This is a genomic window from Allobosea sp. TAB14, assembly GCF_052113865.1.
Taxonomy (GTDB): Bacteria; Pseudomonadota; Alphaproteobacteria; order Rhizobiales; family Beijerinckiaceae; genus Allobosea; species Allobosea spartocytisi.
This window is the reverse complement of record NZ_JBFRDQ010000196.1, coordinates 1-22,979: the sequence shown is the minus strand read 5'-3', so window position 1 is coordinate 22,979 and position 22,979 is coordinate 1. Positions and strand designations below refer to the sequence as shown.

Below are 22,979 nucleotides of genomic sequence, written 5' to 3'. Positions count from 1 at the left end.
GGCTTGATGGCGGGCGCGGAACTTTGTGCCTGGGCCGTTGCGGCAAAGCCGAGAAGGAATGCGGAAACGATCAAAACCGAACGCATGGTCAGCCCCTCCGATGACGAGAACATAGTTAGAACAGAAGCTGCTTTGTTCCGCAACTGTTCTCTTCCGTCTCGTCACGGAAAGAGTGCCCTATTCGTCCGGCGCCTCGACGATCGGATCGTAGGGCGCGTCGTCGAAGCCGAGCAGGTTCCAGCTCTGGCGCATATGCGGCGGCAGCGGCGCGCTGACGTCGATCGTGCCCTTGCCGCGCGGATGCGGCAGCACGATCCGCCGCGCCAGCAGATGCAGCTTGTTCTGGATGCCGCCGGGCAGCTCCCAGTTCTGGATGTTGAAATATTTCGGGTCGCCGACGATGGGATGGCCGATATGGGCCGCATGGGCGCGCAGCTGGTGGGTGCGGCCGGTCACAGGCTTCAGCGACAGCCAGCCGAGCTTCTGCGCCGCCGTCTCGACGATGGCGTAATAGGTCACGGCATGCATCGCGCCGTCCTCGCCATGCTTGGCGACAGCCATGCGCTGGTCGCCGTCATAGGCCTCCTCCCGGGCCAGATAGGTCGAGATGCGGCCCTGCTTGACGCGCGGCACACCCGCCACCAGCGCCCAGTAGACCTTGCGGGCCGAGCGTGACCGGAAGGTCTTGGCGAGCGTCGCGGCGGCGAAGCGCGACTTGGCGATGACGAGGCAGCCGGCCGTGTCCTTGTCGAGCCGATGGACGAGGCGTGGCTTCTGGCCGTCCTTGTCGGTCAGGGCGGCGAGCATGCCGTCGACATGCCGCGTCGTGCCCGAGCCGCCCTGCACGGCGAGCCCCGCCGGCTTGTTGAGGACCATGACGTCGTCGTCCTCATAGAGCGTGATCGAATGCAGAAAGCCGATCGTGTCGGCATCGGCCTTGGCCGAGCGCGGGCGCTCCGCCTGCTGCTCCAGCTTGAGCGGCGGAATCCGCACGGTCTGGCCTTCGCTGAGCCGGTCCTTGCTGTCGGCGCGCTTGCCGTCGACGCGCAGCTCGCCCTTGCGGACGATGCGCTGAATATGGCTGAAGGAGAGTTGCGGGAAGCGCGTCTCGAGGAAGCGGTCGATCCGCATCTCGTTCTCGTCCGGCGTCACCACGAGTTGCTGGACGCCGGTGGAGAGAACCTGGGCCGTCTCGGCCTTCACCTCGGCGCGCGTGCGCTTCGGCGCCTCGGGTTTCGCAGCCGGGCGCGATGCCCGCGCCATGGGCTCGCCGCCCACCGCCTTCGGTCGGGCAGCGGCGCGGCGACGCGCGTCATGACTGGGGCGCTTGCCTTTCGCGGAACCAGCGCCGGGCCTGCCGCCCCTGCCGCCGCCGGCTCCCTTGCCACCGGATTTCATGAACGGCCTCCGGAGCGGCACCGGCCGCGGCTTTGAAGAATGTGCTGTTGCATGGGTGAGCAATAGCCAGGGCCACGAGCCGGCACAAACAAATTCCGGAGCGGACAGGGGCTCGGCGGCCCCGGCGGCTCACCCCTTCCTGATATTGGTGAAAACCGGCACGCCGTTCAGCATGCCCGTAATGCCCTTTCGATAGGCAACCGGCTGGAAATATTGCCCGGCCGGAACGTAAGGCACATCCTGCATCGCCTGGAGCTGAATTTTCTCCGCGATCGCCTTCTGCCCGGCGAGATCGGGCGTCTCGAGCCATTGCGCGCGCAAGGCTTCGATCTCGGGGCTGGTGGGCCAGCCGGGGCCTGCCTTGACGCCGTTGCCGCGCAGCGGCGAGTTGGTCGCGGGTGAGCCGAGATCGAGCCCTGACCAATAAGTGACGTAGCAACTCCAGCCGCCCGCCTCGACGGGATCGCGCTTGGTGATGCGCTGCAGGACGGTGCCCCAATCGGCCGCGACGAAATCGACATTGGCGCCGATCCGCCGCAGCATGTCGGCGGCGACTTCCGCCACCTGCGAGATGCGCGGCACGTCCTGCCCGGACAGGAAGACGATGCGCTCGCCCTTGTAGCCCGCCTCGGAAAGCTCGCGCTTCAGCGCCGCATGGTCCTTCGCCGCGCCCAGCGCGCCGATGCCGGCGTCGGACGCCATCGGCGAGCCCGAGGGAAAGAAGCCCATCGTCGCGCGCTTCACCGCGGGGTCGCCGCCACAGACGGCATCCATGCAGGCTTCCTGATCCAGCGCCTTCAGGATCACCCGCCGGATCGCAGGGTTGTTGAAAGGCGGCTGGAGATGGTTGAGCCGGATCTGCCCGGCCATGCCCGTCGGGTCCTTGACCTCGACGACGATGTTCGGGTCCTTGCGCAGGATCGGCAGCATATCGATCAAGGGCTGCTCGACCCAGTCGATCTCGCCGGCCTGCAGGGCGCTGATCGCCGTCGCCGGGTCGGGCATGACGACGAACTCGACGCGGTCGAGATAGGCGATGCGCGGCCCGGCGGTGAAGCTCGGCTTGCCGTCCGCACGGGGCACATAGCCCTCGTGGCGCGCATAGACGTGCCGGGCGCCGGGCACGCGCTCTTCCTTCACATAGCGGAACGGCCCGGAGCCGATCGCCTCGGGGATCTGCTTGAACGGATCGGTTTGCGCCAGATATTCGGGCATGATCGCGGCGACGAGAGCACTCGGCCGCGCCAATGCCGCAGGCAGATTCGGGAATGGCCTGTTCAGCCGAAACACGATGGTGCGGTCGTCGGGCGCCGAGATCTCGTCGGTCGCCGCCATCAGCGACTGGCCAAAGGCGTCGCGTGCGCCCCAGCGCTTGATCGACGCGACCGCGTCGCGCGCCAGGACCTTGCTGCCGTCATGGAAGACGAGGCCGGGCCTCAGCGTCAGCGTCCAGCGTTTGCCGTCTTCCGCGACGACATGCCCCTCGACCATCTGCGGCTGCGGTTGCAGCGTCTCGTCGAGGCCATAGAGCGTGTCCCAGACCAGCAGCGCATGGGTGCGGGTCGAATAGCCCGTCGTCCAGATCGGGTCGATGATCGCGACATCCGAATAGGGCACGAAGCGCAGCGTCTTCGCGCCTTGGGCGCACGCCAGTCGCGGCATCGACAGCAAGGCCGTCGCGGCAGCCGAACCCTTGAGAAACCGGCGTCTGTCCATCTCGTTCTCCCCTCGCGATGATCGTGGCGTCACCGCAGATCGCCAGCAAGAGATGCGCCAGAGACGATCGGCGCCTAAACAAATTCCGCCGCAATCGCCCGCTCTGTTCCGCGCCTTGGCGAAGCAGGTCGGCCGACGGATAAAGGGAAGACGGATATGGCAATGAACGGGGTTTTGCGGACGTGGCTCGGCTTCGCCTTCGCATCGGCCGTCACCATGGCCGGCTCTGCCACAGAGGCCCAGCAAGGCCGGGCGCCGGACTGGCCGACCGAAAAATGCAACCGCTACAGAACGGCTTACGAGCAGGCCTTGAATCGACAAGGCAAGTCCGGGCTGAGCCCGGATTTCCTGGCCAGCCACGATGCTTTCCTCGCTGCAAACTGCCAGGCCCGCGCCGAGGTCTGCGCGCGCAGCAAGGAGGAAGTGGCTCTCGCCAACACGCTGACGCTGATGGCGATGAATCGGGGCATGTCCGGCACGTTCCTGCCGTTCTATTGCCGGAGCTGATTTCTCTGGAGCCTGTTTGGAGATGTGAGCCCTCATCCTGAGGAGCGCCGCAGGCGCGTCTCGAAGGATGCTTCAGATGTCTCCGGAGCCTGCTGGATCATCCTCCGAGACGCCCTTCCCTCCGGAATGGCTCCTCAGGATGAGGGCTTGGGGCGTATCCAAACGGGCCCTTGCGCCCTCAGCGCTTCAGACGTGCCCGCAGCAGCGGCAGGACATAGAGCTCGAAGGCAATGGTCAGGACGATGAAGACCAGCGCGATCGCGAAGGCGATGATCCAGTAGGAGACGTCCTCCCGCGAGACGAACCAGCCCGCGATCACCGAGGGAACGAAAAGCAGCAGGCGTGCCAGCAGAACCATCGTCGAGATCCGTCGGATGCCATCCGCAGAAGCGGCGGATGACCTCATCTGGATCAGGTGGCCGTGAAAGACAAGCGACCGCCGCCTCGATGCCTCGCTCTAACTGCCCCGCTCCTGACGCCGCTTCTCCCAGTATTCCAGCCGCTTGCGGATTTCGCGCTCGAAGCCGCGCTCCGGCGGGTCGTAGAAATGCTGGCGGCCGAGCGCGTCGGGCCAGTAGTTCTGTCCCGAGAAGGCGTCCGGCTGGTCGTGGTCATAGGCGTAGTCGGCGCCGTAGCCCTCCTCGCGCATCAGCCGGGTCGGCGCGTTGAGGATGGTTTTCGGCGGCATCAGCGATCCCCGCTCCTTCGCCACCCGCACCGCCGCCTTGTAGGCGGTGTAGGCGGCGTTCGATTTCGGCGCCGTGGCGAGATAGATCACGCAATTGGCCAGCGCGAGCTCGCCTTCCGGCGTGCCGAGCTGCTCGTAGGTTTCGGCAGCCGCCCGCGCATGGAGGAGCGCCTGCGGATCGGCAAGCCCGATATCCTCCACCGCCATCCGGACCAGACGACGCGCCAGGAAGCGCGGATCCTCACCGGCATCGAGCATACGGGCGAAATAATACAGCGCCGCGTCGGGATCGGAGCCGCGGATCGTCTTGTGCAGGGCCGAGATCAGGTTGTAGTGGCCGTCCTGCGCCTTGTCATAGATCGGCGCGCGGCGCTGGATCACCTCCGACAGCCCATGCTCGTCGAGGATTTCGCCGGGCTTCGCCGCCCGCCAGATCTCCTCCGCCAGGGTCAGCACGGCGCGCCCATCGCCATCGGCGAAACGGGCCAGTGCCAGCCGCGCCTCCGGCGTCAGCGGCAGCTCCCGGTTCTCCAGCACCTCGGCGCGGCCGAGCAGGAAGAGCAGCGAACCCTCGTCGAGCGCCCTGAAGGTCAGGACGCGCGCCCGCGAGAGCAAGGCCGCATTGAGCGCGAAGGACGGGTTCTCGGTCGTCGCGCCGATCAGCGTGATCGTTCCGTCCTCCATCACCGGCAGGAAGGCGTCGAGCTGGGCGCGGTTGAAGCGATGAATCTCGTCGACGAAGAGCAGCGTGCCCTTGCCGCCGAGCCGTCGGCCGCGTGCCGCCTCGAACACCCTCTTCAGGTCGGCGACACCTGAGAAGATCGCGCTGATCTGCTCGAAGGTCAGGGCCGGTGAGATGCTCCTGCCCGGCCACCTCGGCGAGCGTGGTCGGCCGCAGGCGGTCGGCGAGCGGGCGCGGCCCCGCCTTGTCGAGGCCGGAGGCCGAGAACAGGTCGCTCACCCGGGGAAGACCGAGGTGATCGTCTGGCCCTTGCGCGAGATCGTCACCTCCCAGGCGCGCCGGCGATCCTTGAGGATGGTCTCGACGTCGCGCGAGGTCGCCATCCGCTCGCCGTTGAGCGCCATGATGATGTCGCCCTTCTGGAAGCCGATATTGGCGCCCGCGCTGCCCTCCTCGACCTCGCCGACGACGACGCCCTCATTCGCGGTTTCCATCGAGAGCTCCTCTGCGACGGCCGGCGAAAGATTCATCACCGTCAGCCCCGCCAGCGGCGAGCGGCTGGTGAGCTTGACCGCGTCGCGCGGGCGGCTTTCCGGCGCCGCCACAAGCTTGACCGGAATCGAGATGCGGTTGCCGCCGCGCAGCACGGTCAGCATGGTCGTGCCGCCGATCGGCCGTGTCGCGAAGCGGTAGCCGAACGCCTCGGGATCGTCGACCGCGGCCCCGTCGACGGAGAGAATGACGTCGGAGCGGCGCAGGCCCGCCAGCTCCGCCGGCCCCTTCTCCACCACGCTGGCCACGACGGAGCCCGCCGGCCGGTCGAGGCCGAGGCCGTCGGCGACATCGGTCGTCAGCGCCTGCAGGCGCGCGCCGAACCACGGGCGCTTGACCGTGGTGGCACCGGCCTTGGCGCTATCGACGACGAGGCGGACCATCGCGGAAGGAATGGCGAAGCCGATGCCGACACTGCCGCCCGAGCGCGAATAGATCGCCGTGTTGATGCCGACCACCCGGCCCTTCATGTCGATCAGCGCGCCGCCGGAATTGCCCGGATTGATCGCCGCATCGGTCTGGATGAAGGACTGGGCATCGCCGACGCCGATCTGCGTGCGCGCGAGCGCCGAGACGATGCCTTGCGTCACGGTCTGGCCGACGCCGAAGGGATTGCCCATGGCGAGCACGATGTCGCCGACCTGGAGCTCGTCCGTATCGGCCAGCTCGATCGCGGCGAGGTTCCTGGYATCCGCGACCTTGAGCACGGCGAGGTCGGTGCGCGCGTCGCGCAGCAGGATCTTGGCCTCGACCTCGCGCTTGTCGGCGAAGGCGACCTTGACCTCGCTCATGTTCTCGATGACGTGGTTRTTSGTCACCACGAGCCCGGCCTGCGCATCGACAATGACGCCGGAGCCGAGCGAGCGCTGCACCTGCTCGCGCGGSACRCCGAASCCGYMATCGCCRAAGAAGCGGCGRAAGAACGGATCGTCCATGAAMGGGTTCTGCGGCCGCTTCTCGACGCGGGCGCCATAGACGTTGACCACGGAGGCGGCGGTTCGCTTCACCAGCGGCGCGAAGGAGAGCGTGATCTGCTCGCGCGCCTCGGGCACCTGCCGCGCCTGGCCGAGCGCCGGCCAGGGCGAGACGGCGGCACCCAGCGCACATGCGAACGCGGCGGCGGCCAGCCTCCTGCGATGTCCTGAGAAGCGTTCGATCATGCTGTCCTCGTCGTAAAACAAAAGCCGCCTGCCAAAATCGGAGTTGCAGCGGCCAGCCGGGCATCCTTCATTATACCCGTCTCGACGCTCGCAGTTCCTCACCGACATGTCGTGCAACTCATGCGGCTTCGCAAGCCACCAGGGAAAACTCATGAGCCTGATCCGGCTTGTTTATGCCAGCCACAGCCTGCTCGACGATTCAAACCGACGCGAGGAACTGGGCGGAATTCTGTCGAGCGCTCGCCGCTTCAACGAAGCAAACGACATCACCGGCTTCCTGCTCGCCACGCGCGGCGCCTTCGCGCAGGTGCTGGAAGGCGAGGCTGCTCGCCTCAGTGAAACCTATGCCCGGATCGAAGCGGACCCGCGCCATACTGGCCTGCAGGTTCTCTCTCGAGCGCCCGTCGCGGAACGTCTTTTCGCCGGCTGGACGATGGGCGTGGCCGAGCATGACGAGACCACGCAGTTCATCTTCGGGCTCTATGGCGTGACGCCGGAAACCGATCTGCCGACCCAGCCTGTCGACGCGCTGCTCGACCTCGCCGGGGAGCTGGCGCGGCGGCCGGGCTGAGAGCCAGCTCCCCGGCGGCCGGCTTTCCAAGCCTCTCTGTCTCAGAGACCGCAGCAAGCTCCCACGGCTCGCGCATCAGAACGAAGTCCGGCGAATAAAAAAGGGCGGCCCGAAGACCGCCCCTTTCAAATCGATGATTCGGCTGATCAGGCCGCTTCGTCTTCGGCCGTGAACACCGGACCGGAGTCCTTGCCCTTGGCCTCGACGTCGCGGTCGACGAACTCGATGATCGCGAGCGGGGCGTTGTCGCCGAAGCGGAAGCCCGCCTTCATGATGCGCAGATAGCCGCCATTGCGCTCCTTGTAGCGCGGGCCGAGCACCGCGAAGAGCTTGCCGACCAGCGCGATGTCCTTGATCTGGGCGATCGCCTGACGACGAGCATGCAGGTCGCCGCGCTTGCCGAGCGTGATCAGCTTCTCGACGACCGGACGCAGATCCTTCGCCTTCGGCAGGGTGGTGGTGATCTGCTCGTGCTTGATCAGGGCCTGGGMCATRTTGGCGAACATCGCCTKGCGATGCTCGGCCGWGCGGTTGAAACGRCGACCGCGRAAWCCGTGACGCATTGTTTGGCTCCTTCGTTGCTTACGGCCGCCGTGCCACGGTACGGCCGTTCRTTATGCTCCGGCCGGGAATAGCCGGGCGGGGTTGGCGCGGGATGCCTCCCGCGCCGGTTGAAACTCAGTARTGCTCTTCGAAGCGCTTSGCSAGCTCTTCGATGTTCTCCGGCGGCCAGCCCTGGACGTCCATGCCCAGGTGCAGGCCCATGGTCGCCAGCACTTCCTTGATCTCGTTCAGCGACTTGCGRCCGAAGTTCGGGGTRCGMAGCATCTCGCCCTCCGACTTCTGGATGAGGTCGCCGATATAGACGATGTTGTCGTTCTTGAGGCAGTTGGCCGAACGCACCGAAAGCTCGAGCTCGTCGACCTTCTTGAGCAGCGCCGGGTTGAAGGGCAGCTGCGGCGCGGTCGAGACGGCCTCTTCCTTGCGCGGCTCCTCGAAGGTGATGAAGACGGCGAGCTGGTCCTGCAGGATGCGGGCGGCGAGCGCCAGCGCGTCCTCGGGGCTGACCGAGCCGTTGGTCTCGATCGCCAGCGTCAGCGAATCCTTGTCGAGGTTCTGGCCCTCGCGGGTGTTCTCGACGCGGTAGGAAACCTTCTTGACCGGCGAGTACAGGCTGTCGACCGGGATCAGGCCGATCGGCGCGTCCTCGGGGCGGTTCTGCTCGGCCGGGACATAGCCCTTGCCGGTGTTGACCGTGAACTCCATGCGGATCTCGGCGCCCTCGTCGAGGGTGCAGAGAACGAGCTCGGGGTTGAGGATCGAGACGTCGCCGATGGTGTTGATGTCACCGGCGGTGACGGTGCCCGGGCCCGACTTGCGCAGGGTCATGCGCTTGGGACCCTCGCCCTGCATCTTGATGGCGATGGCCTTGATGTTCAGGACGATGTCGGTGACGTCCTCGCGGACGCCCGGAATTGAAGAGAACTCGTGCAGAACGCCGTCGATCTGGACGGCGGTCACCGCCGCGCCCTGGAGCGACGACAGCAGCACGCGACGGAGCGCATTGCCGAGCGTCATGCCGAAGCCGCGCTCGAGCGGACGCGCGATCACGGTRGCCTGRCGCTTSGGGTCGTCTCCGACCTTCAYTTCGAGCTTGTTCGGCTTGGAMARATCCTGCCAGTTCTTGCTGATCACGACCGCACTCCTGGTGCTGAATTCATCTGGCGGCCACCGCCGCCCCGGACAGGCGCCCGCCCCTGCGGGCGCCTCTTGCAATGGACTTCGCGTCAGACGCGACGGCGCTTGCGCGGCCGGCAGCCATTGTGCGGGATCGGAGTCACGTCGCGGATCGAGGTCACGGTGAAGCCCGCGGCCTGCAGCGCGCGCAGCGCCGACTCACGGCCCGAACCCGGGCCGGTCACCTCGACCTCGAGGGTGCGCATGCCATGCTCGGCAGCCTTGCGGGCGGCGTCCTCGGCCGCGACCTGCGCAGCATAGGGGGTCGACTTCCGCGAACCCTTGAAGCCCATYGTGCCGGCCGACGACCACGAGATCGTGTTGCCCTGCGCGTCGGTGATGGTGATCATGGTGTTGTTGAACGAGGCGTTCACATGCGCGACGCCGGAGACGATGTTCTTGCGTTCGCGACGACGGACGCGGGTGGCTTCCTTGGCCATGGTTCTCTTTCTTTCATCCTTCAGGCGCGCCCGTCATTCCAGGCGCTGGGGAGAGGTCTTCCCGCCGTCATGCCCGGATTTGATCCGGGCATCTCTGGCAGGAGAAGGCGCCAAAGGCGCCCTCGTCACACGATCCTCGGGGCAAGCCCGAGGACGACGTTCGGCTCAGCCGAACATCACTTCTTCTTGCCGGCGATCGGCTTCGCCTTGCCCTTGCGGGTGCGSGCGTTGGTATGCGTGCGCTGGCCRCGGACCGGCAGCGAGCGACGATGGCGCAGGCCGCGRTAGCAGCCGAGRTCCATCAGGCGCTTGATGTTCATCGAGACTTCRCGRCGCAGATCGCCCTCGACSAGRTAGTCGCGRTCGATCGYCTCRCGGATCTGAAGCACYTCGGCGTCGGTCAGCTGGTTGACGCGACGCTCGTCGGCGATGCCGACCTTCGCGCAGATTTCCTTGGCCTTGGCGGCGCCGATGCCGTGGATGTACTGCAAGCCGATGACGACGCGCTTGCCGGTGGGAATGTTAACGCCCGCGATACGAGCCATGGTCTCTTCTCCATGTCTGCCGGGAACCCGATGGCCCCGCGGCCTGTGAAAGAAGCCCCGCGTCCGGTGGAGGCCGGCCCATGCAGGACGTTGAACGGTTCCACGCGAGAATGCGACGTCGCCCCTTCTCGCGAAGGTAACGGCATCRCTCTCATGAAACCGGATGGCGGGTCGTTAGCGACTCATGGCGCAAGAGTCAACCTGCGCCACCCAAGATTCATGCCAAGCGCCGGTGATCGCGCCAGGCCTTCAGCTCCGCACCGTCTCCGAGAGCGCGCTCTCGATCGCCGCCGAAACATCGTCGATGGCTTGCATGCCGTCGATCGGCGTGAGCTGGCCGCGCTTCTCGTAATAGGGAGCGACCACGGCGGTATCGCGGTTATAGGCTTCGAGCCGGGTCTTGAAGACCTCCGGGTCGTCATCCTTGCGCACCGGCTGCCCGGCCGCCCTCGCCTCCTCGGCGCGGCGGACGATCCGATCGACCAGCTTCGTCTGGTCGACCTTGAGCTCGAGCACGGCGTCGAGCTTCAGCCCCTTGCCCGCGAGCATCTCGTCGAGCGCCTCGGCCTGCGCCAGCGTGCGCGGAAAGCCGTCGAGGATGAAGCCCGTCTTCGCATCCGGCTCCTCGATGCGGTCTGCGACGATACCGATCACGATCTCGTCCGAAACGAGGCCGCCGGCATCCATCACCGCCTTGGCCTTCTGGCCGACAGGCGTTCCCGCAGCCACCGCGGCGCGCAGCATGTCGCCGGTCGAGAGTTGCGGAATGCCATGCTTCGCGACGATGCGCGCCGCCTGAGTGCCCTTGCCCGCCCCCGGCGGCCCCAGGAAAATCAACCGCATTTAGCGCCTCGCTCCTCGCAACTTGGCCTTCTTGACCAGCCCCTCATACTGATGGGCCAGCAGATGTCCGTGAATCTGCGCCACGGTATCCATCGTCGTCGTCACCACGATGAGCAGCGAGGTGCCGCCCAAAAGGATGATCGGGATCTGAGCATAGGTGATCATGAACTCGGGGATAAGRCAGACAATGGTCAGATAACCCGCACCCAGAACCGTGATGCGCGTCAGCACGCGGTCGATATGCTCGGCGGTGCGCTCGCCCGGCCGAATGCCCGGCATGAAGCCGCCATGCTTCTTGAGATTGTCCGCCGTCTCGACCGGATTGAACACGATCGCGGTGTAGAAAAAGCAGAAGAAGATGATCAGCGCGACATAGAGCACCATGAACAGCGGCCGGCCATGGGCGAGATAGGTCGAGATCGTCGAGACGAAGCCGGTGCCGCCCTGCGCCTGCGAGAAGCTGGCGATCGTCGTCGGCAGCAGCAGCAGCGACGAGGCGAAGATCGGCGGGATGACGCCCGAGGTGTTGAGCTTCAGCGGCAGGAACGAGGTCTGGCCCTCATACATGCGGTTGCCGACCTGGCGCTTCGGATAATTGATCAGCAGGCGCCGCTGGGCGCGCTCCATGAAGACGCAGAAGGCGATGACGCAGATCGCCATCACCAGGATGCCGAGCAGCAGCCCGGTCGAGATCGCGCCCTGGCGGCCGAGTTCGAGGGTCTGGGCGAGCTGCGCCGGGAATTCGGCGATGATGCCCGAGAAGATGATCATCGACGTGCCGTTGCCGATGCCGCGGCTGGTAATCTGCTCGCCGAGCCAGAGCAGGAACATCGTACCGCCGACCAGGGTGATCGTGGTCGAGAGCAGGAAGAACGGTCCCGGTTCGAGCACAAGGTTACCCGAACCTTGAAGACCCACGCCGATCGCATAGGCCTGGAACACGGCCAGCACCAGCGTGAGATAGCGCGTGTACTGGTTGAGGATCTTGCGGCCCTGCTCGCCTTCCTTCTTCAGCGCCTCGAAGGTCGGGATGACGCTGGAGAGCAGCTGGACGATGATCGAGGCCGAAATGTACGGCATGATCGCCAGCGCGAAGATCGCGAGCCGGCCGACGGCGCCGCCCGAAAACATGTTGAACAGCCCGAGCACGCCGGACTGGGTCTGCTGCCGGAAGAGGTCGGCCACCGCATCCGGGTTCATGCCGGGCAGCATCGGCTCCGGCAAGGGCAAGACCGGCGGGCGTGGCGTCAAGGGCCAGAAGGCTCGCGCCGGCGTGGCGGTCAAGGGCTTCGAAGGCGGCCAGAATCTTGATCGAACCGCCGGCCTTCTCGATCGCGGCGACGGCCGACTTGGACGCGCCGGCAACCTCGAAAGCGAGCTTGGTCTTGAGCTCGCCGACGCCCAGGATCTTGACGCCGTCCTTGGCCTGGCGGGTGATGACGCCCGCGGCGACGAGCGCCTCGATGGTCACCGCGCCCTTGGCGTCGAGCTTGCCCGCCTCGACAGCCTGCTGGATGCGACCGAGGTTCACCTCGTTCAGATCCTTGGCGAAGAGGTTGGTGAAGCCGCGCTTCGGCAGGCGACGATACAGCGGCATCTGGCCGCCTTCGAAGCCCTTGACCGCCACGCCGGCGCGAGCCTTCTGGCCCTTGACGCCACGCCCGCCGGTCTTGCCCTTGCCGGAGCCGATGCCGCGGCCGACGCGGATGCGCGACTTGGCCGCGCCTTCGTTGTCACGAATCTCGTTGAGTTTCATGTGTCGCCCTCCTCAATTCGCGTCGACGACGCGCACGAGGTGCTTGACCTTCTCGACCATGCCACGCACCGCGGGGGTGTCCTGGAGGGTCGAGCGGCGGCGGATCTTGTTCAGGCCGAGACCGATCAGGGTCTGGCGCTGGGTGGCGTCGCGGCGGATCGGGGAACCGATCTGCTCGACGATGAGAGTCTTCTCAGCCTTTGCCATCGAACCCTCCTCACGCTTCCGCGGCCGCATCCGTGCCGGCATCGCGGCGACGGGTCTGCAGGGCCGAAACCTTGAGCGAGCGACGAGCCGCGACCGAGCGCGGGCTGTCCTCGTTCTTCAGCGCGTCGAACGTGGCGCGCACGAGGTTGTACGGGTTGGAGGAGCCGAGCGACTTCGACACGACGTCCTGCATGCCGACCGCCTCGAAGACGGCGCGCATCGGGCCGCCGGCGATGATGCCGGTACCGGCCGGAGCCGCGCGCAACACGACCTTGCCGGCGCCGTGGCGGCCCTGCACGTCGTGATGGAGGGTACGGCCCTCACGCAGCGGGATGCGGACGAGACCGCGCTTGGCGGCTTCCGTCGCCTTGCGGATCGCCTCGGGAACTTCACGGGCCTTGCCGTGGCCGAAGCCGACGCGGCCCTTCTGGTCGCCGACGACGACGAGTGCGGCGAAGCCGAAGCGACGACCACCCTTCACCACCTTGGCGACGCGGTTGATGTGGACGAGCTTATCCACGAATTCGGAATCTTCGCTATCCCGACGCTCACGCGGCTCTCTAGCCATCTCTACCTCTTACTTGCGCGGTCGAAGCTCGAAGCCTCGCCGCTCGCTCGAGCAAATCCCCGCGAGCCCCATTGCCGCGGGGAAGCCTGAAAACGAGKGCCGCCGGGACGACGCGCGAGCGCCGTCCCGGCGAAACCCGGTATCCTCAGAAGCTGAGGCCGCCCTCGCGGGCCGCCTCGGCCAGGGCCTTGACACGGCCATGGTACATATAGGGACCACGGTCGAAGACCACGTCCKTCACGCCGGCCTTGACCGCACGCTCGGCRACSARCTTGCCGATTTGGCCGGCCGCCTCGACATTSGCGCCSGACTTGATCTGGGCACGCACGTCCTTGTCCATCGACGAGGCGGAAGCGAGGGTGACCCCCTTCACGTCGTCGATGACCTGGGCGTAGATCTGCTTGCCGGTGCGGTGCACCGAGAGGCGCGGGCGGCCATTGGCGACCGCCTTGATCGCGCGGCGGACGCGGGCCTTGCGGCGCGCAGTCACATCGTTCTGCTTGCTCATGGCTGGCGTCCTTACTTCTTCTTGCCTTCCTTGCGGAAGATGAACTCGCCGGCGTACTTGACGCCCTTGCCCTTATAGGGCTCGGGGCCGCGATAGTCGCGGATTTCCGCGGCGGTCTGGCCGACGACCTGCTTGTCGATACCGACGACGACGATCTCGGTCGGCTTCGGCGTCGTGATCGCGACACCGGCCGGGATTTCATAGTCGATGTCGTGGCTGTACCCGAGCGACAGCTTCAGCACCTTGCCAGCGACAGCGGCCTTGTAGCCGACGCCGTTGATCTCGAGGCGCTTCTCGAAGCCGGCGGTGGTGCCGATCACGAGGTTGTTGATGCGGGCACGCGAGGTGCCCCAGAGCGCGCGGGCGCGCTTCGACTGCGAGCGCGGCTGAACCGCGATCGAGCCGTTCTCCATGGCAACCGAGACGTCCTCGGGAACCTCGAAGGAGAGCTCGCCCTTCGAGCCCTTGACCTTGACGAGCTGGCCGGTGACCGAGGCGGTGACGCCCGCGGGAACCGAAACCGGCTTCTTTCCGATACGAGACATTGGATCTCTCCTGAAGATGAGCGGCGCCTGTCGGGTCAGAAGACCCGGCAGAGCACTTCGCCGCCCACGTTCTGCTCGCGGGCCACATGATCGGCCATCACACCCTTCGGCGTCGAGACGATCGTCACGCCGAGGCCGTCGGCCACGCGCGGCATGGTCTCGACCGACGAATAGACGCGGCGGCCGGGCTTCGAGACACGCGAGATCGACCGGATGACCGGCTGGCCCTCGTGATATTTCAGCTCGATGTCGAACTCGGTCCGGCCGTTGCCGAACTCGGTCGTCGAGTAGCCGCGGATGTAGCCTTCGGTCTGGAGCACGTCCAGAACGCGGGCCCGCAGCTTCGAGCCGGGGGTGGACACGCGGGTCTTGCGACGCATCTGCGCATTGCGGATGCGGGTCAGCAGATCGCCGAGCGGATCAATGATTGTCATTGTCCTGTCCTCCTCACCAGCTCGACTTCACGAGGCCAGGAACCAGCCCCTTGTTGCCGAGTTCACGCAGCGCGACACGCGACATCTTGACTTTGCGATAGAAGGCGCGCGGACGGCCCGTCACCTCGCAGCGATTGCGGATGCGGTTCTTCGCCGAGTTGCGCGGCAGTTCGGCAAGCTTCAGGCGAGCAAGGAAGCGCTCGTCCATCGGCTGGCTTTCGTCATTGGCGATCGCGAGAAGACGAGCCCGGCGGCCGGCGAATTTCTTCACCAGCTTCCTGCGACGCTCGTTGTTCTCGACGGAGCTTTTCTTAGCCATCGATCTCTCCTGGTTTCCGCGTTTGAACGGTCAGTTCACTGCCGGAACGGGAAGTTGAAGTGCTTGAGCAGAGCGCGTGCCTCGTCGTCCGACTTCGCAGTCGTGCAGACGATCACGTCCATGCCCCAGACCTGGTCGACMTTGTCGTAGTTGATCTCGGGGAACACGATGTGCTCCTTGATCCCGAGCGCGAAATTGCCGCGCCCGTCGAACGACTTCGGGTTCAGGCCCCGGAAGTCGCGCACGCGCGGCAAGGCGATGGTGACGAGCCGGTCGACGAACTCGAACATCTTGGTCTTGCGCACATGTTGATGACGACCTTCTCGATGGTCGGCACTTCCATGACGTTCTTGTAGCCGAATTCGGCGATCATCGCGGGACGGACGACGTCCTCGTAATGCTTCTTCATGCGCGGCGAGAGAGCCGCCTGCTGAGCCTCAGCCATCGATCAGATCCCCCGAACGCTTGGCGAAACGAACCTTGCGGCCGTCTTCGAGCACCTTGAAACCAACGCGGGTCGCCTTGCCGTCCTTCGGATCGGCGACAGCGATGTTCGACAGGTCGATGGTGGCCTCTTTCGAGATGATGCCGCCCTCGGACGTCTGCGACTGCTTGGTGTGGCGCTTGACGAGATTGACGCCACGCACGACGGCGCGAGCATCCTTCGGCATGACCTGCAGCACTTCGCCGGTCTTGCCCTTGTCACGACCAGCGAGTACGACGACCTTGTCGCCCTTCTTGATCTTCGCAGCCATCACAGCACCTCCGGCGCCAGCGAGATGATCTTCATGTGGTTCTTGGCGCGCAGCTCGCGCGGAACCGGTCCGAAGATACGCGTGCCGACGGGCTCCTTCTGGTTGTTGATCAGCACGGCCGCATTGCGGTCGAAGCGGATCACCGAACCGTCCTGGCGCTTGACGTCCTTGGCGGTGCGAACGACGACCGCCTTCATGACGTCGCCCTTCTTCACGCGACCGCGCGGAATGGCTTCCTTGATCGAGACGACGATGATGTCGCCGATGCGGGCATAGCGCCGCTTCGACCCGCCGAGAACCTTGATGCACATCACGCGACGGGCGCCCGAATTGTCGGCGACGTCGAGATTCGTCTGCACCTGGATCATGGCCTTGATCCTTCCAATCTGTGTATCAGCGCGGTTTCCCGGCCAGCATCAGCGCTGGCGGGGACTACGACTGACGGGGGTCGATCGCCCCCTGGCCTCAAAACAAACACGGTCCGCAAAAGTGGTTTCCACCTTTGCGGAAAAACATGTCCGGCTTCTTTCCTGCCCCGCCCTGCCCCTGATTCGGGGCCGGGCGAAGCCGGCTCGACTCACGCCTTGGGGGCGCCTTCGAGCACAACCCAGCTTTTCAGCTTGGAAATCGGCTTGGACTCCTCGATCCACACCGTGTCGCCGATCTTGAACGAACCCGCCTCGTTGTGGGCGTGATAGTTCTTGGTGCGGCGAACCGTCTTCTTGAGGAGCGGGTGCGTATAGCGCCGCTCGACCTTCACCACAACAGTTTTGTTCTGCTTGTCGCTGACGACGACGCCCTGCAGTACGCGCTTAGGCATGATTCTCTCCTCACGCGCTCGCTGCGACGGTCTTCGACCGCTGCAGCGTCTTGATGCGGGCGATGTCCTTGCGCAGTTCGGTGACACGCGCGGTGTTCTCGAGCTGCCCGGTCGCCTTCTGGAAGCGCAGGTTGAACTGCTCCTTCTTCAGCTTGAGCAGCTCATCCTGGAGCTGGTCCGCGCTCATGACCGTGAGGTCGGACAGACGCTTGGTGATTTTCATGTCAGCCTCCCTTACTCGGCGATGCGCTGGATGAAGCGGGTCTTGATCGGCAGCTTGGCGGCGCCGAGACGGAGCGCCTCGCGGGCGATCTCCTCGGACAYGCCGTCGAGCTCGAACATGATCCGGCCCGGCTTGACCTTGGCCGCCCAGAATTCGGGCGAACCCTTGCCCTTACCCATGCGGACTTCGGTCGGCTTCTTGGAAACCGGCACGTCCGGGAAGATGCGGATCCAGACACGGCCGACGCGCTTCATGGCGCGGGTGATCGCGCGGCGGGCCGCCTCGATCTGCCGGGCGGTGACGCGCTCGGGCTCCTGGGCCTTCAGGCCGAACTGGCCGAAGTTGAGGTCCGTGCCGCCCTTGGCGACGCCGGAGATGCGTCCCTTGAACTGCTTGCGGAACTTGGTGCGTTTTGGTTGCAGCATGGCTCTTCTCGATCAGCCTTACGCAGCCTGCTCGCGACGATCGCGATCGCGGTGATCGCGGTCACGGCCGCCGGAACGGCTGCCCTCGTCGGAAAGGCGCTTGTCCTGGGCCATCGGGTCATGTTCCAGGATCTCGCCCTTGAAGATCCAGACCTTGATGCCGCACGTCCCGTAGGTCGTGAAGGCGGTGGCGACGCCGTAATCGACATCGGCGCGCAGCGTATGCAGCGGCACGCGGCCCTCACGGTACCATTCGAGGCGGGCGATCTCGGCGCCGCCGAGACGGCCCGAGCAGTTGATGCGGATGCCCTCGGCGCCCAGACGCATCGCCGACTGCACGGCGCGCTTCATGGCACGACGGAAGGCGACACGACGCTCGAGCTGCTGGGCGATCGAGTCGGCGACGAGCGTCGCGTCGATCTCGGGCTTGCGCACCTCGACGATGTTGATCGTCACGTCGGCCTTGGTGAGCTTCGAGACCTCCTTGCGGAGCTTCTCGATGTCGGCACCCTTCTTGCCGATCACCACGCCCGGACGCGCCGAGTGGATGGTGACGCGGCACTTCTTGTGCGGGCGCTCGATGATGATCTTCGAGACGGCAGCCTGCTTCAGCAGCTTCATSAGCGCGGCGCGGATSKYCATGTCTTCRTGCAGCAGCTKRCCGTACTCRCCCTTGTTGGCGAACCAACGCGAGTCCCAGGTACGGTTGATGCCGAGGCGAAGGCCGATCGGATTGATTTTCTGACCCATCGTTCTCTCCTCAGGCCTGCGCAGCAGCCTGCTCGCGCACCACGATCGTGATGTTCGAGAACGGCTTCATGATACGGGCGCCACGGCCGCGGGCGCGGGCATGGAAGCGCTTCATGACGAGCGCCTTGCCGACGAACGCCTGGGCGACGACGAGATCGTCGACGTCGAGATCATGGTTGTTCTCGGCGTTGGCGATCGCGCTCTGCAGGCACTTGCGAACGTCGTTCGCGATGCGCTTGCGCGAGAACTCGAGATCGGCGAGCGCCGTCGCGACCTTCTTGCCACGGATGAGCTGAGCGACGAGGTTCAGCTTCTGCGGCGAGACGCGCAGGTTGCGGGCGACCGCAAGCGCTTCGTTCTCGGGCAGCGCACGGGGGGCGGATGCTTTACCCATGGCTTACTTCCTCTTCGCCTTCTTGTCGGCGGCATGGCCGTGGAAGGTGCGCGTCGGCGAGAACTCGCCGAACTTGTGGCCCACCATCTCCTCGGACACGGACACCGGCACATGCTTCTGGCCGTTGTAGACGCCGAACGTCAGACCGACGAACTGCGGCAGGATCGTGGAGCGACGGCTCCAGATCTTGATGACTTCACTACGAGCCGAGGTCCTGGCGACCTCGGCCTTCTTCAGGAGGTATCCGTCGACAAACGGACCTTTCCAAAGCGAACGCGCCATGACGGACCTCAGTTCTTCTTCTTGCGGGCGTGACGGCTCGACACGATGAACGTATCGGTCCGCTTGTTCGAGCGGGTCTTCTTACCCTTGGTCGGCAGACCCCACGGCGTGACCGGATGACGGCCACCGGAGGTGCGGCCTTCACCACCGCCATGCGGATGGTCGACCGGGTTCATCGAGACGCCGCGGTTATGCGGACGGCGGCCGAGCCAGCGCGAGCGACCCGCCTTGCCGTCGTTGCGGTTCATGTGATCCGGGTTCGAAACCGCGCCGACCGTGGCGTAGCACAGACCCGAGATCAGGCGCTGCTCGCCCGAGTTCAGGCGGACGATGACATAGCCCTGGTCGCGGCCGACGATCTGGGCGTAGTTGCCCGCGGACCGCGCCAGAGCGCCGCCCTTGCCGATCTTCAGCTCGACATTGTGGACGATCGTGCCGATCGGCAGCGAGCCCATCGGGGCCGCGTTGCCGGGCTTCACGTCGACATTGTCACCCGCGATGACCGTGTCGCCGACAGCCAGGCGCTGCGGCGCCAGGATGTAGGCCTGCTCGCCGTCCTGATAGGTGATCAGGGCGATGAACGCCGTACGGTTCGGATCGTACTCGATCCGGTCCACGGTCGCCGGGATGCCGGCCTTGCCACGACGCTTGAAGTCGAGCAGGCGCAGCGTGCGCTTGTGGCCACCGCCGCGGAAGCGGACGGTGATGCGGCCGAGATTGTTGCGGCCGCCCGAGGACGACTTGCCCTCGGTCAGCTTCTTGACCGGCTTGCCCTTGTAGAGCTCGCTGCGGTCGACGATCACGAGCTGGCGAAGGCTCGGCGTGATCGGCTTGAAGTTCTTCAAAGCCATGATGCTTCCCTCACAGGCCCGTGGTCACGTCGATCGAGTGGCCCTCTTCGAGGGTCACGACCGCTTTCTTGACGTCCGAGCGCTGGCCGAGCCGGCCCCGGAAGACCTTGAGCTTGCCTTCGGTGACGATCGTGTTGACGCTCTTCACCTTGACGTCGAACAGCTTCTCGACAGCGGCCTTGATCTGCGGCTTCGTCGCGGTCTTGGCGACCTTGAACACGACCTTGTTGTGCTCCGAGAGCATGGTCGCCTTCTCGGTGATGACCGGCGCCACGATCACATCGTAGTGGCGCGGGTCGAGGTTCTTGCCGGACTGGCTCATTTGAAGCGCGCCTCCAGCGCATCGACAGCCGCGCGCGTCAGGACGAGCTTGTCGCGACGCAGGATGTCATAGACGTTGATGCCCTGGACCGGCAGCACGTCGACATTCGGGATCGAGCGAGCGGCCAGGCCGAAGTTCGTATCGATTTCGGCGCCGCCGATGATCAGCGCGCTCGACAGGTCGAGCTTGCCGAAATGGCCGAGCAGCACCTTGGTCTTCGGCTCGGAGAGCGTGGCATCGTCGATGACGATGATGCCGGCATCCTTCGCCTTGGCCGAGAGCGCATGGCGCAGRGCCAGSGCRCGGACCTTCTTCGGCAGMTCRTGSSCATGGTCGCGCACGAYCGGACCGAARGCCTTGCCGCCGCCGCGGAACTGCGGAGCCGAAGCCGCGCCGTGGCGAGCGCCGCCGGTGCCCTTCTGCTTGTAGATCTTCTTGCGGGTGCGATCGACTTCCGAGCGGCCCTTGGACTTGTGCGTGCCGGCGCGGCGCTTGGCGAGCTGATAGCGCACCATGCGGGCGAGCAGATCGGCGCGCGGCTCGAGGCCGAATACGGCGTCGGAGAGCTCGACCGAACCGGCCGCCTTGCCCTCAAGAGTGGTGATRTCGAGTTTCATCACGCGTTCTCCTCAGCCTGGGCCGCAGGAGCCTCTTCCGCCTTGGCCTCGCCGGAAACCTTGAACTTACCCGGCAGCGGCGCATCCTTCGGCAGGGCGCGCTTGACGGCGTCACGGACATGGATCCAGCCGCCGGCGACGCCGGGAACGGCGCCCTCGACGAGGATCAGGCCGCGCTCGGCATCCGTCTGGACGACGCGCAGGTTCTGCGTGGTGACACGCTCGGCGCCGAGATGGCCCGGCATCTTCTTGTTCTTGAAGGTCTTGCCCGGATCCTGGCGACCACCGGTCGAACCGATCGAACGATGCGAGACCGAGACGCCGTGCGTGGCGCGCAGGCCGCCGAAGTTCCAGCGCTTCATGCCGCCGGCGAAGCCCTTGCCGGTGGTGGTGCCGGAGACGTCGACGAACTGGCCGACGACGAAGTGGTCGGCGGTCAGCTCGGCGCCGACCGGGATCAGCGCGTCATTGCTGACGCGGAACTCGACGATCTTCTGCTTCGGCTCGACCTTGGCGACGGCGAAGTGGCCGCGCTGCGCCTTCGAGACGTTCTTGACCTTGGCCAAGCCCGACCCGAGCTGCACGGCGACATAGCCGTTCTTCTCGATCGTGCGATGCGCGACRACCTGRCAGYTGTCGAGCTTCAGCACGGTGACCGGAATGTGCTCCCCGGCATCGGTGAAGATGCGGGTCATCCCGACTTTCTGTGCAATCACACCGGAACGCATCGGTGCATACCTTCCCTTGGGGTCATGTCCATCCGGCGATACCGGAAACAGAGGACCCGTTTAATCGGATCAGAGCTTGATTTCGACGTCGACGCCGGCGGCGAGATCGAGCTTCATGAGGGCGTCGACCGTCTGGGGGGTCGGATCGACGATATCGAGAACCCGCTTGTGGGTCCGCATCTCGAACTGCTCGCGCGACTTCTTGTCGATGTGCGGCGAGCGGTTGACCGTGAACTTCTCGATGAGCGTGGGCAGCGGGATCGGCCCGCGAACCTGGGCGCCCGTCCGCTTTGCAGTCGACACGATCTCGCGCGTCGAAGCATCGAGGACACGGTGATCGAACGCCTTGAGGCGGATCCGAATGTTCTGACCGTTCATGGTCTTTGTTCTCCGTGACGTGAAAAGGCRAAGGCCCGAAGGGCCYTCGCCCCTCACGAAAACGCGTTACGCGATGATSSAGGCGACGACGCCGGCGCCGACGGTACGRCCGCCTTCGCGGATGGCGAAGCGCAGCTTCTCTTCCATCGCGATCGGGGCGATCAGCGTCACCTCCATCGAGATGTTGTCGCCCGGCATCACCATCTCCGTGCCCTCGGGCAGCGTCACCACGCCGGTCACGTCCGTCGTGCGGAAGTAGAACTGCGGGCGGTAGTTGGTGAAGAACGGCGTGTGACGGCCACCCTCTTCCTTCGTCAGGATGTAGGCCTCGGCCTTGAACTTCGTGTGCGGCTTCACCGAGCCCGGCTTGCACAGCACCTGGCCGCGCTCGACGTCCTCACGCTTCGTGCCGCGCAGCAGCGCGCCGATGTTGTCGCCGGCCTGGCCCTGGTCGAGCAGCTTGCGGAACATCTCGACGCCGGTCACCGTCGTCTTCACGGTGTCCTTCAGGCCGACGATCTCGATTTCCTCGCCGACCTTGACGATGCCGCGCTCGACGCGGCCGGTCACCACCGTGCCACGGCCCGAGATCGAGAACACGTCCTCGACCGGCATCAGGAACGGCTGGTCGATCGGACGCTCCGGCTGCGGGATGTAGTCGTCGACCGTCTTCATCAGCGCGATCACCGCGTCATGGCCGATTTCCGGCGTGACGTTGTCGAGCGCGGCCTTGGCCGAGCCCTTGGTGATCGGAATGTCGTCGCCGGGGAAGTCGTACTTCGAGAGGAGCTCGCGGATCTCCATCTCGACGAGCTCCAGCAGCTCGGCGTCGTCGACCAGGTCGACCTTGTTCATGAACACCACCAGCGCGGGAACACCGACCTGGCGCGCCAGCAGGATGTGCTCGCGGGTCTGCGGCATCGGGCCGTCGGCCGCCGACACCACCAGGATCGCGCCGTCCATCTGCGCCGCACCCGTGATCATGTTCTTCACATAGTCGGCGTGGCCGGGGCAGTCGACATGCGCATAGTGACGGGCCGGGGTCTCGTACTCGACGTGAGCCGTCGAGATCGTGATGCCGCGGGCCTTCTCTTCCGGCGCCTTGTCGATCTGGTCATACGCCGTGAACGACGCACCGCCGGACTCAGCCAGAACCTTCGTGATCGCAGCCGTCAGCGACGTCTTGCCATGGTCAACGTGACCAATCGTTCCAATGTTGCAGTGCGGCTTCGTCCGCGAAAACTTCTCTTTGGCCATG

32 protein-coding genes and 4 pseudogenes are annotated in these 22,979 nt (G+C 65.6%); 3 read left to right on the top strand and 33 right to left on the bottom strand.

Annotated elements, in window-relative coordinates:
- Positions 1-177: 177 nt before the first annotated feature.
- Both AB4Y99_RS23105 and AB4Y99_RS23100 read right to left on the bottom strand, forming a co-directional pair.
- Positions 178-1,398 carry an RluA family pseudouridine synthase gene (locus AB4Y99_RS23105; RefSeq protein WP_441524968.1) on the bottom strand — a complete coding sequence of 407 codons (1,221 nt, stop codon included), beginning with the start codon at positions 1,396-1,398 and terminating at the stop codon, positions 178-180.
- Between the two features lie 129 nt (positions 1,399-1,527).
- Entirely contained in the window at positions 1,528-3,114 is a 1,587-nt protein-coding gene (locus AB4Y99_RS23100; RefSeq protein ID WP_441524967.1) for an ABC transporter substrate-binding protein, read from the bottom strand.
- Positions 3,115-3,270: 156 nt separating this feature from the next.
- On the opposite strand from AB4Y99_RS23100, the gene AB4Y99_RS23095 reads away from it, so the two are divergent.
- Positions 3,271-3,621, top strand: coding sequence for a hypothetical protein (locus AB4Y99_RS23095; RefSeq protein WP_162737900.1), 351 nt, complete (start codon positions 3,271-3,273; stop codon positions 3,619-3,621).
- 178 nt (positions 3,622-3,799) lie between these two features.
- On the opposite strand, the gene AB4Y99_RS23090 is transcribed toward AB4Y99_RS23095, so the two are convergent.
- From AB4Y99_RS23090 to AB4Y99_RS23080, 3 genes and pseudogenes are all read right to left on the bottom strand, one after another.
- Complete coding sequence (locus AB4Y99_RS23090) at positions 3,800-3,979, bottom strand: hypothetical protein (protein ID WP_112763130.1); 180 nt, start codon at positions 3,977-3,979, stop codon at positions 3,800-3,802.
- Between the two features lie 99 nt (positions 3,980-4,078).
- A pseudogene (locus AB4Y99_RS23085) lies at positions 4,079-5,270 on the bottom strand (replication-associated recombination protein A).
- Entirely contained in the window at positions 5,267-6,703 is a 1,437-nt protein-coding gene (locus AB4Y99_RS23080) for a Do family serine endopeptidase (protein ID WP_441524966.1), read from the bottom strand. Before AB4Y99_RS23080 ends, AB4Y99_RS23085 begins: the two are co-directional and overlap by 4 nt.
- 151 nt (positions 6,704-6,854) lie before the next feature.
- Here AB4Y99_RS23080 and AB4Y99_RS23075 point away from each other — a divergent pair, with 151 nt between their 5' ends.
- On the top strand, positions 6,855-7,274 hold the full coding sequence (locus tag AB4Y99_RS23075; RefSeq protein WP_441524965.1) for a BLUF domain-containing protein: 420 nt from the start codon (positions 6,855-6,857) through the stop codon (positions 7,272-7,274).
- A 146-nt stretch (positions 7,275-7,420) separates the two neighbouring features.
- On the opposite strand, the gene rplQ is transcribed toward AB4Y99_RS23075, so the two are convergent.
- The 6 genes from rplQ to secY all read right to left on the bottom strand — a co-directional run bounded on the left by rplQ (position 7,421) and on the right by secY (position 12,051).
- The gene (rplQ, locus tag AB4Y99_RS23070) at positions 7,421-7,837 is read right to left on the bottom strand and encodes a 50S ribosomal protein L17 (RefSeq protein ID WP_441524964.1); all 417 of its coding nucleotides are present in this window, start codon (positions 7,835-7,837) and stop codon (positions 7,421-7,423) included.
- A gap of 115 nt (positions 7,838-7,952) precedes the next feature.
- A complete protein-coding gene (locus tag AB4Y99_RS23065) occupies positions 7,953-8,969 on the bottom strand; it encodes a DNA-directed RNA polymerase subunit alpha (protein ID WP_441524963.1) in 1,017 nt (338 codons plus the stop codon).
- A gap of 92 nt (positions 8,970-9,061) precedes the next feature.
- Complete coding sequence (gene rpsK, locus AB4Y99_RS23060) at positions 9,062-9,451, bottom strand: 30S ribosomal protein S11 (RefSeq protein WP_038365430.1); 390 nt, start codon at positions 9,449-9,451, stop codon at positions 9,062-9,064.
- Between the two features lie 176 nt (positions 9,452-9,627).
- A complete protein-coding gene (gene rpsM / locus AB4Y99_RS23055; RefSeq protein WP_441524962.1) occupies positions 9,628-9,996 on the bottom strand; it encodes a 30S ribosomal protein S13 in 369 nt (122 codons plus the stop codon).
- A gap of 249 nt (positions 9,997-10,245) precedes the next feature.
- A complete protein-coding gene (locus AB4Y99_RS23050; protein WP_038365426.1) occupies positions 10,246-10,839 on the bottom strand; it encodes an adenylate kinase in 594 nt (197 codons plus the stop codon).
- Entirely contained in the window at positions 10,840-12,051 is a 1,212-nt protein-coding gene (secY, locus tag AB4Y99_RS23045) for a preprotein translocase subunit SecY (RefSeq protein ID WP_441524961.1), read from the bottom strand.
- On the opposite strand from secY, the pseudogene AB4Y99_RS23040 reads away from it, so the two are divergent.
- A pseudogene (locus AB4Y99_RS23040) lies at positions 12,050-12,142 on the top strand (50S ribosomal protein L15); the annotation flags it as partial. The gene secY and the pseudogene AB4Y99_RS23040 overlap by 2 nt on opposite strands.
- A gap of 6 nt (positions 12,143-12,148) precedes the next feature.
- Here AB4Y99_RS23040 and rplO read toward each other — a convergent pair.
- The 22 genes and pseudogenes from rplO to tuf form a co-directional block, all read right to left on the bottom strand.
- Positions 12,149-12,595: pseudogene (rplO, locus tag AB4Y99_RS23035) on the bottom strand (50S ribosomal protein L15); the annotation flags it as partial.
- Positions 12,596-12,607: 12 nt separating this feature from the next.
- Positions 12,608-12,802 (bottom strand): 50S ribosomal protein L30, encoded by a 195-nt coding sequence (gene rpmD / locus AB4Y99_RS23030; protein ID WP_038365420.1) that lies wholly within the window; start codon positions 12,800-12,802, stop codon positions 12,608-12,610.
- A 10-nt stretch (positions 12,803-12,812) separates the two neighbouring features.
- Positions 12,813-13,370 carry a 30S ribosomal protein S5 gene (gene rpsE, locus AB4Y99_RS23025; RefSeq protein ID WP_038365418.1) on the bottom strand — a complete coding sequence of 186 codons (558 nt, stop codon included), beginning with the start codon at positions 13,368-13,370 and terminating at the stop codon, positions 12,813-12,815.
- A gap of 145 nt (positions 13,371-13,515) precedes the next feature.
- Positions 13,516-13,878 (bottom strand): 50S ribosomal protein L18, encoded by a 363-nt coding sequence (rplR, locus tag AB4Y99_RS23020; protein WP_441524960.1) that lies wholly within the window; start codon positions 13,876-13,878, stop codon positions 13,516-13,518.
- Positions 13,879-13,889: 11 nt separating this feature from the next.
- Positions 13,890-14,423, bottom strand: a complete 534-nt coding sequence (rplF, locus tag AB4Y99_RS23015) for a 50S ribosomal protein L6 (RefSeq protein WP_038365414.1) — start codon at positions 14,421-14,423, stop codon at positions 13,890-13,892.
- A 35-nt stretch (positions 14,424-14,458) separates the two neighbouring features.
- Entirely contained in the window at positions 14,459-14,857 is a 399-nt protein-coding gene (rpsH, locus tag AB4Y99_RS23010; protein ID WP_038365412.1) for a 30S ribosomal protein S8, read from the bottom strand.
- Between the two features lie 13 nt (positions 14,858-14,870).
- On the bottom strand, positions 14,871-15,176 hold the full coding sequence (gene rpsN, locus AB4Y99_RS23005; protein ID WP_112763125.1) for a 30S ribosomal protein S14: 306 nt from the start codon (positions 15,174-15,176) through the stop codon (positions 14,871-14,873).
- A gap of 35 nt (positions 15,177-15,211) precedes the next feature.
- A pseudogene (gene rpl5 / locus AB4Y99_RS23000) lies at positions 15,212-15,621 on the bottom strand (large ribosomal subunit protein uL5).
- Positions 15,614-15,931, bottom strand: coding sequence for a 50S ribosomal protein L24 (gene rplX / locus AB4Y99_RS22995; protein WP_038365407.1), 318 nt, complete (start codon positions 15,929-15,931; stop codon positions 15,614-15,616). The pseudogene rpl5 and the gene rplX overlap by 8 nt, the downstream one beginning before the upstream one ends.
- Complete coding sequence (gene rplN / locus AB4Y99_RS22990; protein WP_038365406.1) at positions 15,931-16,299, bottom strand: 50S ribosomal protein L14; 369 nt, start codon at positions 16,297-16,299, stop codon at positions 15,931-15,933. Before rplN ends, rplX begins: the two co-directional genes overlap by 1 nt.
- Before the next feature lie 209 nt (positions 16,300-16,508).
- Positions 16,509-16,751, bottom strand: coding sequence for a 30S ribosomal protein S17 (gene rpsQ / locus AB4Y99_RS22985; RefSeq protein WP_038365405.1), 243 nt, complete (start codon positions 16,749-16,751; stop codon positions 16,509-16,511).
- A 10-nt stretch (positions 16,752-16,761) separates the two neighbouring features.
- Entirely contained in the window at positions 16,762-16,974 is a 213-nt protein-coding gene (gene rpmC / locus AB4Y99_RS22980; protein ID WP_112763124.1) for a 50S ribosomal protein L29, read from the bottom strand.
- Positions 16,975-16,985: 11 nt separating this feature from the next.
- Complete coding sequence (gene rplP / locus AB4Y99_RS22975) at positions 16,986-17,399, bottom strand: 50S ribosomal protein L16 (RefSeq protein ID WP_441524959.1); 414 nt, start codon at positions 17,397-17,399, stop codon at positions 16,986-16,988.
- 18 nt (positions 17,400-17,417) lie between these two features.
- Positions 17,418-18,149, bottom strand: coding sequence for a 30S ribosomal protein S3 (rpsC, locus tag AB4Y99_RS22970; protein ID WP_441524958.1), 732 nt, complete (start codon positions 18,147-18,149; stop codon positions 17,418-17,420).
- Positions 18,150-18,159: 10 nt separating this feature from the next.
- The gene (gene rplV, locus AB4Y99_RS22965) at positions 18,160-18,543 is read right to left on the bottom strand and encodes a 50S ribosomal protein L22 (RefSeq protein WP_038365400.1); all 384 of its coding nucleotides are present in this window, start codon (positions 18,541-18,543) and stop codon (positions 18,160-18,162) included.
- 3 nt (positions 18,544-18,546) lie between these two features.
- Complete coding sequence (gene rpsS, locus AB4Y99_RS22960) at positions 18,547-18,825, bottom strand: 30S ribosomal protein S19 (protein ID WP_038365397.1); 279 nt, start codon at positions 18,823-18,825, stop codon at positions 18,547-18,549.
- Between the two features lie 8 nt (positions 18,826-18,833).
- The gene (gene rplB, locus AB4Y99_RS22955) at positions 18,834-19,676 is read right to left on the bottom strand and encodes a 50S ribosomal protein L2 (protein WP_112763123.1); all 843 of its coding nucleotides are present in this window, start codon (positions 19,674-19,676) and stop codon (positions 18,834-18,836) included.
- Positions 19,677-19,686: 10 nt separating this feature from the next.
- Positions 19,687-19,998 (bottom strand): 50S ribosomal protein L23, encoded by a 312-nt coding sequence (locus AB4Y99_RS22950; RefSeq protein WP_038365392.1) that lies wholly within the window; start codon positions 19,996-19,998, stop codon positions 19,687-19,689.
- Positions 19,995-20,615 (bottom strand): 50S ribosomal protein L4, encoded by a 621-nt coding sequence (rplD, locus tag AB4Y99_RS22945; RefSeq protein ID WP_441524957.1) that lies wholly within the window; start codon positions 20,613-20,615, stop codon positions 19,995-19,997. Before rplD ends, AB4Y99_RS22950 begins: the two co-directional genes overlap by 4 nt.
- On the bottom strand, positions 20,615-21,343 hold the full coding sequence (gene rplC, locus AB4Y99_RS22940; RefSeq protein WP_441524956.1) for a 50S ribosomal protein L3: 729 nt from the start codon (positions 21,341-21,343) through the stop codon (positions 20,615-20,617). Before rplC ends, rplD begins: the two co-directional genes overlap by 1 nt.
- A 69-nt stretch (positions 21,344-21,412) precedes the next feature.
- Positions 21,413-21,721 carry a 30S ribosomal protein S10 gene (gene rpsJ / locus AB4Y99_RS22935; RefSeq protein ID WP_038365384.1) on the bottom strand — a complete coding sequence of 103 codons (309 nt, stop codon included), beginning with the start codon at positions 21,719-21,721 and terminating at the stop codon, positions 21,413-21,415.
- Positions 21,722-21,787: 66 nt separating this feature from the next.
- On the bottom strand, positions 21,788-22,978 hold the full coding sequence (tuf, locus tag AB4Y99_RS22930; RefSeq protein ID WP_441524955.1) for an elongation factor Tu: 1,191 nt from the start codon (positions 22,976-22,978) through the stop codon (positions 21,788-21,790).
- Between the last annotated feature and the right edge of the window lies 1 nt (position 22,979).